This is a genomic window from Desulfovibrio gilichinskyi (assembly GCF_900177375.1).
Taxonomy (GTDB): domain Bacteria; phylum Desulfobacterota; class Desulfovibrionia; order Desulfovibrionales; family Desulfovibrionaceae; genus Maridesulfovibrio; species Maridesulfovibrio gilichinskyi.
On record NZ_FWZU01000004.1, the window covers coordinates 162281 to 174667 of the forward strand.

13 protein-coding genes are annotated in these 12387 nt (G+C 43.7%); 10 read left to right on the top strand and 3 right to left on the bottom strand.

Annotated features, from left to right (window positions below; translation table 11 throughout):
- Window positions 1-100: 100 nt before the first annotated feature.
- The 3 genes from B9N78_RS12220 to B9N78_RS12230 all read left to right on the top strand — a co-directional run bounded on the left by B9N78_RS12220 (window position 101) and on the right by B9N78_RS12230 (window position 2669).
- Window positions 101-1693: an ArnT family glycosyltransferase gene (locus tag B9N78_RS12220; protein ID WP_085102667.1), complete on the top strand. Its 1593-nt coding sequence runs from the start codon at window positions 101-103 to the stop codon at window positions 1691-1693.
- Window positions 1694-2027: 334 nt separating this feature from the next.
- Complete coding sequence (locus tag B9N78_RS12225) at window positions 2028-2264, top strand: helix-turn-helix domain-containing protein (RefSeq protein ID WP_085102669.1); 237 nt, start codon at window positions 2028-2030, stop codon at window positions 2262-2264.
- Between the two features lie 21 nt (window positions 2265-2285).
- The gene (locus B9N78_RS12230; protein WP_085102671.1) at window positions 2286-2669 is read left to right on the top strand and encodes a hypothetical protein; all 384 of its coding nucleotides are present in this window, start codon (window positions 2286-2288) and stop codon (window positions 2667-2669) included.
- A 57-nt stretch (window positions 2670-2726) separates the two neighbouring features.
- Here B9N78_RS12230 and B9N78_RS12235 read toward each other — a convergent pair whose 3' ends face one another.
- The gene (locus tag B9N78_RS12235; RefSeq protein WP_085102673.1) at window positions 2727-2921 is read right to left on the bottom strand and encodes a hypothetical protein; all 195 of its coding nucleotides are present in this window, start codon (window positions 2919-2921) and stop codon (window positions 2727-2729) included.
- A 114-nt stretch (window positions 2922-3035) separates the two neighbouring features.
- Window positions 3036-3506, bottom strand: coding sequence for a DUF2628 domain-containing protein (locus B9N78_RS12240; RefSeq protein WP_085102675.1), 471 nt, complete (start codon window positions 3504-3506; stop codon window positions 3036-3038).
- A 236-nt stretch (window positions 3507-3742) separates the two neighbouring features.
- On the opposite strand from B9N78_RS12240, the gene hisS reads away from it, so the two are divergent.
- The 6 genes from hisS (at window position 3743) to B9N78_RS12270 (ending at window position 10621) form a co-directional block, all read left to right on the top strand.
- Entirely contained in the window at window positions 3743-4978 is a 1236-nt protein-coding gene (gene hisS, locus B9N78_RS12245) for a histidine--tRNA ligase (protein ID WP_085102677.1), read from the top strand.
- Between the two features lie 22 nt (window positions 4979-5000).
- Entirely contained in the window at window positions 5001-6824 is a 1824-nt protein-coding gene (gene aspS, locus B9N78_RS12250) for an aspartate--tRNA ligase (RefSeq protein WP_085102679.1), read from the top strand.
- Between the two features lie 164 nt (window positions 6825-6988).
- Window positions 6989-7510, top strand: a complete 522-nt coding sequence (gene def / locus B9N78_RS12255) for a peptide deformylase (RefSeq protein ID WP_085102681.1) — start codon at window positions 6989-6991, stop codon at window positions 7508-7510.
- Window positions 7474-8499, top strand: a complete 1026-nt coding sequence (gene fmt, locus B9N78_RS12260) for a methionyl-tRNA formyltransferase (RefSeq protein ID WP_085102683.1) — start codon at window positions 7474-7476, stop codon at window positions 8497-8499. The genes def and fmt overlap by 37 nt, the downstream gene beginning before the upstream one ends.
- A 2-nt stretch (window positions 8500-8501) precedes the next feature.
- Window positions 8502-9320 carry a DUF116 domain-containing protein gene (locus B9N78_RS12265; RefSeq protein ID WP_085102685.1) on the top strand — a complete coding sequence of 273 codons (819 nt, stop codon included), beginning with the start codon at window positions 8502-8504 and terminating at the stop codon, window positions 9318-9320.
- Window positions 9321-9337: 17 nt separating this feature from the next.
- Window positions 9338-10621 carry a transcription antitermination factor NusB gene (locus B9N78_RS12270; protein ID WP_085102687.1) on the top strand — a complete coding sequence of 428 codons (1284 nt, stop codon included), beginning with the start codon at window positions 9338-9340 and terminating at the stop codon, window positions 10619-10621.
- 101 nt (window positions 10622-10722) lie between these two features.
- Here the strand turns inward: B9N78_RS12270 and B9N78_RS12275 are convergent, their stop codons facing one another.
- Window positions 10723-11478, bottom strand: coding sequence for a tetratricopeptide repeat protein (locus B9N78_RS12275; RefSeq protein WP_085102689.1), 756 nt, complete (start codon window positions 11476-11478; stop codon window positions 10723-10725).
- 327 nt (window positions 11479-11805) lie between these two features.
- On the opposite strand from B9N78_RS12275, the gene B9N78_RS12280 reads away from it, so the two are divergent.
- Window positions 11806-12372: a helix-turn-helix domain-containing protein gene (locus B9N78_RS12280; RefSeq protein ID WP_085102691.1), complete on the top strand. Its 567-nt coding sequence runs from the start codon at window positions 11806-11808 to the stop codon at window positions 12370-12372.
- Window positions 12373-12387 lie beyond the last annotated feature (15 nt).

Consider the following 12387-nt stretch of genomic DNA (forward strand, 5'->3'; position numbering starts at 1 on the left):
TTTTGTTTTTTCAAGATTAATATTATTTCGAATCTTTGCCGCCTTGTTATAAACTTCGACAGGCTCGGATAAAATTATCCTCGTAAGGAGGTCCTCTTAAGTGTCATCATTATCGAATTCTTTTAAAAATAAGCCTATGATCTGGGCTGTCATAATAATTGTTTTCACAACCTTCGCGCGGATATGGTTTTTAGGGTCAGGTCAGCTTAATCTTGTTCAGGATGAAGCGCAGTATTGGGACTGGACCCGCAACATGCAGCTTACCTATTATTCCAAAGGACCGCTGATAGCCTGCATTATTTCGACGTGGACTTTCGTTTTCGGCAACACTGAATTCGGAGTTCGTTTCGGATCTGTCGTAGGCTCTATGCTGACTCAGATTGTCCTTTTCTGGGGAATGGCAAAACTCTGGAAACGCCCCGGAGCTGCCGTCTGGACGCTCATTATTTATAATTCCATGCCGGTTTTTCTCGCGCTTGGAATACTTATGACTACAGATAACCCGTTTATTCTGTGCTGGACATGTGCTTTATTTGCTTTATATTCCGCAACCATTCCTTATCCTCCGGGCCTTGAGCGGGACTCAAATGAATCCCGAAAGCTTCCTTTTGTTCTTATCGCTGTATTCCTTGCTATAGGCATACTTGCAAAATATACAATGCTAGGTTTCATAGGACTTTCAATCTTTTATGCATTGATTTTGCTTAAGAAAGAAGGACTTCCAAGCGGATTTTTCAAGAAGCTGCTTGCAGCTCTCGGATCAGGTGTTTTTATCGGTTTTCTGCCCACCTTGATCTGGAACTGTCAGAATAATTTTGTGGGATATAAGCATGTTCTATATCTGATTGGAGCTGAAGGTTCAAAAGCTTCACAGCTTATCAGATTTGATAGAGTGCTGCCTTACCTAGGAGAACAAATCGGCATGGTCAGTCCATGGTGGTTTGTTTTTATGGTTATTGGCGGATGCAGCGCAATCGCTGTTGTTGTTAAGAAAAAACCTAAAAATATATTAGGATTAAGCAATAAACAGGGCGCACTGCTTGCCGTTTTCTTTATTCCTGTATGGCTTTTCTTTTTTATATGGAGTTTTCACGCCAAGGTTCTCGGCAACTGGGCAGTTATTTCATATGTGGCAGGTGTAATGCTTGCCGGTCTCAGTTTCGATCACTTCTGGAGTAGAAGGGGACATTTACGGTCTGTCTGGTTGTTCCTCGGTATATTGATATTTTTACTGCTTCATTTTCAGAATCTTGTTCCAATACCTGATAATCTTAATCCGGCTCATCGTCTTAAGGGATGGACAGATCTGGGTGAGCAGGTGGTGAATCTCGAAAAAACACAGTTTAAAGACCCTTCAAAGGTTTTTATAATGAGTGAACAGTATGATATGACAGCAGCATTGGCCTTCTATGTCCCGGGGCAGCCCCGCACTTACTGCGCATGGATAGACAGGCGTATGAATCAGTATGACCTGTGGGCAGGGCCGCAAGATAAGATAGGATGGGATTCTATCTATGTACTTAAAGATTTTAAAGAAAGTCCGGATAGAGAGCTTGTGAAAATGTTTAAACGCATTAGCCCTCCTATTCATTTACAGACTACTTTCCGAGGTAAACCTGCACGTAAATTCACAATTTTTCTGTGCTATGATTACAAAGGTTACTGGCCCAGAGATAAACGGCTCAGATTTTAAAGTCTTGATCCATTAAATCAATTACAAAATCCCCTCAGAGGCAATCTGCCTCTGAGGGGATTTTGTTGTGAAACGATCATTGCAATGCTGAGATAACCGTTTTTTTCGTAGAAATATGAAAAAAAGGGAAATATTTTTTTCAGCCACGTTTGTGGTTGCGATCCTTTTGGTTGCTCATGAGTGATTATTTTGTCTGTAATTTTAATGAACTTGATGCATGTTGGAGTGTTGTTGCAGATAAATGTGAGCAGGAATGACAATCTTTGACTTTTTTTGACAAACTGTGTCATAGGATACTAATTGTAGTGTAATAATGAAAAATTAGGATAAGTCTTTGACTCCGTCGCCTACTCTCTACACGGTGCGTGAGATCGCTGATACGCTTCGAATCCACTCCAGAACGGCTTACAGGCTGATTCAGGAAGGGAAGATTCGCGGTATCAAAGTAGGGAGCCAATGGCGCGTACCTGAAAGCTCTTTGCTGGAATACATTGAGTCTGCGTTGCAAGCACCGCGGAGCAAAGAAAAAGACGAAAAGACCGGTTCTAAACAACTGAAACTGCCCATTTAAGCAAAACTGGTGGACGTGATCATGAAAAAAAAAGGAAGACTTAAGCGAGTCAATTTAGAAAACGACTTCGGTGGTCCGATTTCTTTTGCCGGAAAGCTTGAAAACGAGGCCATGAATTACTGCGAGCGGAGCGGTGAGCTTGTTTCAGAAAAAATTTACTTAAGCGAAAAAGGTCGCACCGGATATTCTGTGTCCTCCAGAAAAGGGGATGAGCGCGAAAAACGTGCTTATTTAATGGAAGATCAAGGTGAAATGTGTCTGGTTTCAAATGGATCTATTCTGCTGGGAGTGGATACAGAAAACCTGATTACCTTTTTTGCCAAGGTTTTAGACGAACAAGCATCAGAAAAATCCGTTGATGAGTTGGAGTATATCCGCAAACAGCTTGAAGCTGTTAACGAATAATCTGACAGCCTATAAAGATCGGCGTCCTTAACAGACGCAGTTGCTACAAGAGAAATTTTAATTAAGGGGAAGCCGTATCGGTTTTCCCTTAATTTTTTTAACAGGCAGCCTAGTTTTATCTTCAATAAAATAAACGCCTGCTTCAGAGATTGCAGTGGTAGTTCTTTTTATCACTGTTCCATCGTCACGGCTAAGAACAAGTGTTTTGCCAAGGGGTGGGCCTAAAAAGATCGAGGCATCATTTTGATGCATACGAACTTTGGCAACCAGAAAAAATCACAATTAGAATTAATAAAAAACTAATTGATGTGAATTTCCACTTTTGCGCCAGTCCATGGATTATTAAGTGTTGCCCCACAACCAACATTACATCATCACATGCTGAAATGAAAAAAGAAATGCCCCGCCGAAAAATAGCGACACAAAAAAGATCCATGCCGGTTGCAGGAAGAAACAAATTACCCCCACAATCTTAACCCAGCCGTGTACACCGCCGGTATCTTCCAGAATCATGCGGGTGTTCTGGCTTGGATACATAGACATTATGCCAGCGATTTTAGAGGTGGTATCGCGGTAATAAAAAAAGTACGCACTGAGACCGTACCCGAGCTGGGCAATCAGATTTCCAAAAGGAAGAAAGCCTACTAAAAATGTGACAAAAGCCCAGAAATACATTTTGCGGTACAAAAACCACCAGAACCCGAACAAAAATGCAGGCCAGTGCCATGTGGCGACAAAACCATCACGCAGTGATTGAAACTTGGCGAAATTAAATAGATATTTCCCTGCATTAGGACCTATAAAACTTGCATAATCATCTGTACTTATCACGTTCATAATATATTCTCCGAAGTCTTTTGAATTATCATTGTTTTATCTAAAATCTAACATTACCTGATTCATGCCGTACGTTGAAAAATTTGGCAATCCCGATAGATCTGATATTTCCCGCAAAGCTTGCTTTTTTTGACATTCACAGCATATTGGACTAACGAAATTTGGTTCCACGCTCCGAACCAATTTAGAGCCTGTTTTGTTACTAATTACCTTGGAAATAAGCAAAGAGAAGAGTTATGGCAAAAATACAAAAAATAAAAGGTGTTGCAGACCTTTTTCCTGAAGAAAGTGCAAAATATGCCTTCATGGAAAGAACCGCCAGAGAAGTTTTTTCAGCTTACGGTTACGGCGAGCTTAGAATTCCGATTCTGGAAAAAACTGAACTTTTCTGTCGTTCCATCGGTGAAGAAACCGATGTTGTACAAAAAGAAATGTACACTTTTCCTGACCGCAAGGGCCGCTCTTTAACCATGCGCCCCGAAGCCACAGCCGGAGTCGTCCGCGCTTACGTGGAAAATAAAATTTACCAGCCGGGCAAAGTAACCAAGCTTTACACTTACGGCCCCATGTTTCGCTACGAAAGACCGCAGGCAGGCCGCATGCGCCAGTTCCATCAGCTTGATGCAGAAATTTTCGGAGCCAGCGAACCTCAGGCTGATGCAGAAGTACTGCTCATGCTCGCAACTTTTCTAAATAAAATCGGTCTGGAAAAACTTTCCTTTGAGCTTAACTCTCTTGGATGCCCGGAATGCAGACCGCTTTACCGCAAAGCTCTTGATGACTTTTTTAACAGTATAAATAAAGAAGAGCTTTGTGAAGACTGCCAGCGTCGCGTAAATTCCAACCCGCTCAGAGTTCTGGATTGTAAAAATAAAAAATGCGCAGAACTGACAAAAGATGCTCCCTCCATACCTGACCACCTTTGCGGAGATTGCAGAGATCACTTTGATGCGGTAATTGCTCTTATCAATGAAGCCGGACTGGTCTACACTCTCAATCCTCGCCTTGTACGCGGGCTTGATTACTATCAAAGAACAGCTTTTGAAGTCACATCCGGTGATATCGGTGCGCAGACAGCAGTAGCAGGCGGAGGTCGCTATGACGGGCTTGTTGAGAGCCTTGGTGGGCCTAAACAGGTTCCCGGCATAGGTTTTGCCTGCGGAATGGAAAGACTCGCCATGCTGCTAAGCGGTAATTTTGAAGAAAAACTTGATTTCTATGTAGCTCTGGTTGATCAGAGGGCTGCCGGAGACGCCTTGATTTTTGCAGAAAAACTGCGCAAATCAGGACTCAAAGGTGAAGCGGCTTTTGTCGCCACCAGCATGAAAAGTCAATTACGTCAGGCCAACAAGCTTGAAGTAAAGAAATGTTTTATATTCGGAACTGATGAAGTTGAAAACGGAACGGTTACTGTCAAAGACATGATTGAAGGCGGACAGGAATCCCTGCCACGCGACGAATATTTCAAATAAAATCCCGGGAGAGACTATAACAATGTCTGAACAAACAGAAGAGCGCAGTTACGACGAATACAGAGTTATTGAAGACCTTGGCGGTTGGAAAAGAACTCACAACTGTAATGAAGTAACTGCAAAAAATCTCGGTGAAGAAGTCCTGCTGATGGGCTGGGTTCAATTTCGCCGCGATCACGGCGGCCTGATTTTTATTGACCTGCGTGACCGCGAAGGGCTTACACAGGTTGTTTTCAGCCCCGAACACAACACAGATGTTCATGAACGCGCTCACGCTATCCGTTCTGAATATGTTGTTGCTATTAAAGGAAATGTCAGATTGCGCCCAGATGGCATGGTCAACAAGAACCTGACTACAGGCGAAGTTGAAATCATCGTTGACGAGTGGAAGCTTCTTAATACTTCCGAAACTCCTCCCTTCGCTATTGAAGATCGTACTGACGCGGCTGAACAGCTCCGTCTTAAATATCGCTTTTTAGACCTGCGCCGCCCTATCCTTGCCAAGAATTTTATTCTGCGCAACAAAGCTGCACAGTCAGTTCGCCGCTATCTGGACGGACTCGGATTCCTTGAAGTTGAAACACCTGTTCTGACTAAGAGTACCCCTGAAGGCGCGCGTGACTTTCTGGTCCCGAGCCGCATGAACAACGGTGAATTTTACGCTCTTCCGCAGTCTCCGCAGCTCTTTAAGCAGATGCTCATGGTTTCCGGCCTAGACCGTTATTTCCAGATTGTTAAATGTTTCAGAGATGAAGATCTGCGCGCAGACCGTCAGCCTGAATTTACTCAGATTGATATTGAAATGAGCTTCACTGACGAAGAAACAATCATGAACATGGCTGAAAACATGATTCGTACTGTTTTCAGTGAAACAATTGCGAAAGAACTTCCTGCAGCGTTCCCGCGCATGACCTTCGCAGAAGCAATTAGAGATTACGGTGTTGATAAACCGGACGTTCGTTTCGACCTGAAACTTCAGGAAGCAACTGAAATATTCAAAGGTTCAGACTTCAAAGTTTTCAGTAAATCCGAACTGGTTAAAGTTCTGCGTGTTCCCGGCGGAGCGGAACTCAGCCGTAAAGAAATAGACGAATACACAAAGTTTGTTGAAATATACGGTTCAAAAGGTCTTGCATGGATCAAAATCAAAGAAGACGGCGAATGGCAGTCACCAATCGTTAAATTCTTCAGCGAAGATGAAATAGCAAAACTCAAAGAACTTACCGGAGTACAGCCCGGAGACATCCTCTTTTTCCAGGCCGGATCAGCAGATATTGCCAATACCGCACTTGGTTCACTGAGGCTTAAACTCGGCGAAAGATTCGGACTCATTGATGAAAGCGCATTTGCTCCGTTATGGGTTACCGACTTCCCGCTGCTTGAGTACAATCCTGAGGAAAAACGCTATGTTGCAAGACATCATCCTTTTACCTCTCCGCAGGTCGGACAGATGGACACAATAACCGAAAATCCGGACGCAGCTCTTGCACGTGCATATGATATCGTAATCAACGGTTACGAAATCGGCGGCGGTTCAATCCGTATCCATACACCGGAAATGCAGCAGAAAATGTTTTCAGCCTTAGGTATCGGTGAAGAAGAAGCCCGCTCCAAATTCGGCTTCCTCATGGACGCTCTCAAATTCGGAGCACCGCCTCATGGTGGTATTGCCTTTGGTCTGGATAGACTTATTATGATATTATGCGGAGCAAAATCCATCAGAGACGTTATCGCCTTCCCTAAAACCCAGAAGGCGACCTGCCTGATGACGGAAGCACCGTCTGCTGTTGCAAGCACACAACTTCGTGAGCTTGGAATCAGACTTCGCGAAAAGAAAGAAGCCTAAAAAACGGGCGTCTTTACAAATTAAATGATTAAAAGATAACACTCCGGCCTGTATAGAGCAGGCCGGAGTGGAAATGTCGCTAAGACACCATTATATGCCTTAAATAACTACGGAGTTCCGAAACAACTTTATGTGCGGAATATCCAAAGGGAATCTCAAGTACGATGAAACTCGATATTCTTAAATATCCTGATCCTAATCTTGCAGAGAAATGCGCTGTTGTTGAAAAAATTACTCCTGAGCTGAAAAAACTCATCGATGACATGGTTGAGACTATGTACGAAGATGACGGAGTAGGACTTGCCGCGCCGCAGATCGGAGAAAAGATCCGCCTGATCGTTATTGATCCGTCAGGCCCTAAAAACAGAGAAGATCTGCAAATAATTATCAACCCTGAGATTATTGCCAGCGAAGGCAAAGTTGATTCCGAAGAAAGCTGCCTGTCCTGCCCTACTTTCAGTTGCGTTATCAAGCGCAGCGAAAAAGTTACCGTGACCGGAATGGATGAAAACGGTAATGATCTAAAAATCGAAGCCGATGAATTTTTGGCTATCGTTCTGCAGCATGAAATAGATCACCTCGACGGAACTCTCATTGTCAACAGAGTGGGCCGTCTAAAAAAATCAATGTACGATAAGAAGATTAAAAAATGGCAGCAACAAGAGAAGATCGACGCTGGCGAATAGTTTTCATGGGTACTCCGGATTTCGCCTCCACCACTCTTGAATATCTTCAGGAATGGGACGGTTGCGATGTAATCGGAGTCTATACCCAGCCGGACCGGCCATGCGGACGCGGCCATAAACTTAAGCCTTCCCCTGTGAAAGAAGCAGCATTGAAACACAGTATTCCCGTGTTTCAGCCGCTGAATTTCAAAGACAAGGCCGATGTGGAACTATTGCGTTCACTGAAACCTGATTTCCTTGTTGTGGCTGCATATGGACTGATCCTCCCGCAGGAAGTTTTGGATATACCTGCGGTAATGCCTCTCAATGTACACGGTTCCCTGCTCCCTAAGTACAGAGGAGCTGCGCCCATTCAGCGTTGCATTCAGAACGGAGATATCGCTACCGGCATCACCATTATGAAAATGGAGGCAGGACTTGATACAGGTCCGATGCTTCTTCAGCAGGCGCTCGGGATTGCATGGAACGACTACGCAGGCAAAATTCATGATGAGCTGGCCGCTATGGGCGGTCCTTTGGTCATGGAAACAATTTCCCGCTATCAGGAAGGCAGACTCGCTGTAATGACGCAGGATGATGAACTTGCCACTTACGCCGCCAAGCTTACCAAAAAAGACGGATTAATAGACTGGAATAAAGATGCAAAGGAAGTGCATAATCAGATTCGCGCTATGCATCCTTCCCCCGGTGCATATTTCTTTTGGCAGCCAGATGATGAAAAAAGCGAGGGCAAAGAGCCACTGCGCTTAGTAGTAACTCCCGGCAAAGTCAGCGATAAAGACTCCGGGAACTACACTCCGGGCACAATCATCGGAGAATCTGACGGATTTCTGGAAATAGCTTGCAAAGATAAAATTTACCTTGCAGAAAAAGTAAAACCTGCAGGGAAAAAAGACATGGACGGACGTGCCTTCATGTGCGGATATATGAGCAATTTGCGTACACAGCCAACTAATACGGAGTCTTTATCCTCCGGTTCGGATTGCTAAAAGTGAGTGTTGAAAAAAAATCTAAAAAAAGATTATTCATCGGCCTGATTACCGGCACGAGCTTTTTGCTCTGCCTGTTTCTAGCTTCGCTATGGTATGTGCCGTATGTGGGGATATCCTCCTTCGGACCATGGGCTGCATGGATACTTGGTATAGTCGTTACAGCACTTATACTGCTTGTCGGATGGGCTTATCTGGCCTTGTTGGCGAGTATAGTTCTTGGGAAGACATTTCCTTTTTCTAAAAAAGCTCGCGGCCTGACAATAAAGCTGTTTCTTCCGCTGATGACGATACTTGGAAGAATTTTCGGCCTGTCCAAACGTAAAATCAGAGCTTCCTTTATTAAGGTCAACAATGAGCTGGTGCAGTCAAAAGCCGGAACATGCGACCCTGATAAAATTTTAATGCTTACGCCTCACTGTCTGCAAAACAGTAAATGCGATATGCGCCTTACTTATGATGTGGACAACTGCAAACGCTGCGGACTTTGTACCATAAAAGGTCTTCTGGAACTCCGCGATAAATACGGAGCACACTTCGCGGTTGCAACAGGCGGAACCATTGCAAGACGTATTGTTGTCGAAAAAAGGCCGCAGCTTATCATTGCTATAGCCTGCGAACGCGACCTTGCCAGCGGAATTCAGGACACTTATCCGCTACCGGTCTTCGGAGTCCTCAACGAGCGTCCGCACGGCCCTTGTCTTGATACTCAAGTGTCTATTATAGCAGTTGAAAATGCACTGCGTAAATTTATTAAAGCTGAAAAACTACCTGCGGATGCAGACAAGAATGTCGGCATGACGCCACTTAGCGGCCTCTAAAAAACGGAAATTATCTGATGAAAAATATATCCTTGCCGGGTCCCAGAGGGCTGGCTTTTGATTGTGTATCCAAAGCTCTTGATAGTGGAATGGATGCTCAGGCCATACTGGACTCAGCCCTTTCATCAAATGATCTGGCTCAACGTGACCGCGGCTTTATTACCGAAATTTTATACGGCTATCTACGGATGCGAATCCGTCTGCAACATGTTCTGGGCTGTTTTCTCTCCAGACCTGAAGGGCTTCCTGCTCCTGTTCTGCAGGTACTTGGAATTGCTTCCTACGAAATTCTGCATATGGATGTTCCAGCCTATGCTTCCGTAGACTGGGGTGTTGATTCTGTTAAACGGCTTACTCAGGGAAAACTTGGAGGTCTCGCCAATGCGGTGCTGCGTAAAGTGGCAAGACTAGCTGAGGACGGCGTAGATATCGAATTTTTCCGCAGAAATATTCATGATGAAATGAAAGCTCTAGCTGCCTACTACGCGTGTCCGCAGTGGATTGTTGAGCTTTGGATTGACAGTTACGGCAGAGATACAGCTATTAAATACCTTGAGGCTCAAATTTGTCCTCCTGCAGCCGGATTTGCAATTGATACTTCAGATGATGCCGGACAAGCGGCGGCGGCTACCATGCTCATGGAAAAAGAATTTATTGCTTCTGACGGCGAAGGTTTCGCCTTTCACTCAGGAGTTCGCCCCGAAGCACTAAGCGGGCTTTCGGAAAAAGTTCTTACCAGACAAAGTTACGCGGCAAGAGTGGCGCTTTCCATACTTGAACCTTCAAGCTGGCCGACACCGGTGTGGGACGGCTGTTCAGGGCGCGGCGGTAAATCCCGTTACTTGATGCACAACGAAATTTCACCGGTTCTTGCCAGTGATCCAAATATCGGCAGACTCAGTGCACTTAAAAAAGAATTTCCTAAAATTTCAGCGTTCAGAGGATCTGCAATCAATCCTCCGCTGGCTCATGAATCAATCGGAACCGCGCTCTTGGATGTTCCTTGCTCAGGTCTTGGGGTTTTATCAAGAAGACCGGATACCAAGTTCAAGCGTTCCCTTGAAGATACGGAATCTCTGGTTCTTTTGCAGTCTAAAATACTTGATAACGGCTGGAAAACAATTCGTAAGGGTGGATTTTTAGCATACATAACCTGCACACTCAATCCGGCAGAGAATAATGAGCAAATCGCTAATTTTTTAAAGAAAAATAAAGATGGACGTCTAAAAAAGGAATGGACTACATCTCCTGATTCACAGCTGAAAGAATTTTTCTATTCTGCCCTGCTGGAAAAGATATAGATAGAATCTTACTATTTACTACGTTATTTAAAGCAACTATTCTGAAAGAGTAGTTGCTTTTTTAATAAGAATCAGTTTCAAAAAGAGATATTTATTCCTACCTACGCTTTGGACTGCATGTTTCTGATATAATCAAGAAATTTTTGTGCTTCCGGGTGGTCAGCATTAATGCTGAGAGCTTTTTCTAAATGCTCAACACTTTTATCAAACAATCCTTTCTCAAAATACGCACGAGCCATGTTATAGTGCAGGTTCTCATCATTTGGAGACATTTCAAGCGCCCTGTTATAATAATCTATGGCTTGATCCTGCATACCTGTTTTTCTCAGGTTGATACCGAACTCATTGAAAAGGTGCTTATGTTCAGCTTCAAAAGCAGCATCGAGCCCGACAAGCCTTTCAAATATATCATTAGCTTTGCTGGATTCTCCACGCTCCATGTAGGTAAGACCCAGCCCGAAGTTTGCCCGGACATTATCTTCATCTACGCCCAGTGCATTTTGAAATTCAAATTCAGCACTGTACGTGGCTCCGGCCTGCCTTGCTTTTTCTCCGCGCTGCACAGCCCCGCTAAGTTCCTGCATTTTAGGATATACGGTTGAAACATAAAATTCAGGCTCAGGGGAATATTTTGATAAAAATTCTTCCATTGTAACCGTAGTCTTCGGACCGGAAGGGACATAGTTGGTGCTTAGCGCCTGAACTTCCAGACTTCCGTCATCTTTTTCTTCCGCCATCCAATACATTTTACTGATGGTTCGACGCACGGTTGTTCCTGTTCCAATCTTCTGCACATTTTGACTGGAAAAAACACCTTGAATCTTCTTTCTATCTTTATTCTCTTCTGCTGCGCCCATTAATATTTCCTTGATTATTTCAAAACTTTGAGAACAAACATAGATAATTTTTAAAAAGAAGGCCACTAACAAATTCTATCAAAAGGCATGAATCCGGATCTGCTACAGCGAATTATGAAATTATCTTATAAATTGCGCTTTAACATACATTTTTGTAACAGTACTGTACAACCTGCCGCTAAGATACCATTTCTCTATGGCATTTCAGCCCGGTTAAACTGAATAATGACAAATTAATATTGTTAATGTAAGTACTCATCACAAAAGACTTTACAATCACCTGTACACAATCCCGTGTAGAGCAGAAACAGACCAGCAGAGGGCAGTATGACAAAAACTATAATAGGACACCGTATTAAAACTTTCCGAGAAAAGCAGAATATCAGTCTTCAAGAGTTCTCAAAACGTACTGGCCTTGGCATCGATTTTCTCGAAGCACTTGAAGAAAAAGATAAGTATACTTCGCTCGGCCCGCTGCTGAAGATTGCAAGAGCTCTCGGTGTAAGACTCGGTACTTTTCTTGATGATCACATCAGCAAAGATCCACTCATTATCAGGTTAGATGAACGTCAGCAGGAACTTACCATGCATCCTGATGATGAAACAGCTGCTTCTCTGAAATACTTTGCCCTTGGTAAAGGAAAAACAGACCGTCACATGGAGCCTTTCTTCATTCAAATTGAACCTAGTAATGAAGAGCATAAGCTTACTTCTCACGAAGGAGAAGAATTTATAATTGTTGTTTCCGGACAGCTTGAAGTTGTTTACGGCAAAGAAACATCAATTCTGGAAGCCGGTGACAGCACATATTACAACTCTGTAGTTCCTCACAGTGTTGCAGCTTACGGCGACAGCAAGTGCGAAATTTACGCAGTCCTGTATTTCCCTGAATAAGAGATTAAAGTGGAG

Excerpts from the sequence above, each read along its gene's own strand:
- B9N78_RS12230 (WP_085102671.1), top strand. The coding sequence starts at position 2,286 with ATGAAAAAAAAAGGAAGACTTAAGCGAGTCAATTTAGAAAACGACTTC.
- B9N78_RS12235 (WP_085102673.1), bottom strand. The coding sequence starts at position 2,921 with ATGCATCAAAATGATGCCTCGATCTTTTTAGGCCCACCCCTTGGCAAA.
- B9N78_RS12240 (WP_085102675.1), bottom strand. The coding sequence starts at position 3,506 with ATGAACGTGATAAGTACAGATGATTATGCAAGTTTTATAGGTCCTAAT.
- hisS (WP_085102677.1), top strand. The coding sequence starts at position 3,743 with ATGGCAAAAATACAAAAAATAAAAGGTGTTGCAGACCTTTTTCCTGAA.
- aspS (WP_085102679.1), top strand. The coding sequence starts at position 5,001 with ATGTCTGAACAAACAGAAGAGCGCAGTTACGACGAATACAGAGTTATT.
- def (WP_085102681.1), top strand. The coding sequence starts at position 6,989 with ATGAAACTCGATATTCTTAAATATCCTGATCCTAATCTTGCAGAGAAA.
- fmt (WP_085102683.1), top strand. The coding sequence starts at position 7,474 with ATGGCAGCAACAAGAGAAGATCGACGCTGGCGAATAGTTTTCATGGGT.
- B9N78_RS12270 (WP_085102687.1), top strand. The coding sequence starts at position 9,338 with ATGAAAAATATATCCTTGCCGGGTCCCAGAGGGCTGGCTTTTGATTGT.
- B9N78_RS12275 (WP_085102689.1), bottom strand. The coding sequence starts at position 11,478 with ATGGGCGCAGCAGAAGAGAATAAAGATAGAAAGAAGATTCAAGGTGTT.
- B9N78_RS12280 (WP_085102691.1), top strand. The coding sequence starts at position 11,806 with ATGACAAAAACTATAATAGGACACCGTATTAAAACTTTCCGAGAAAAG.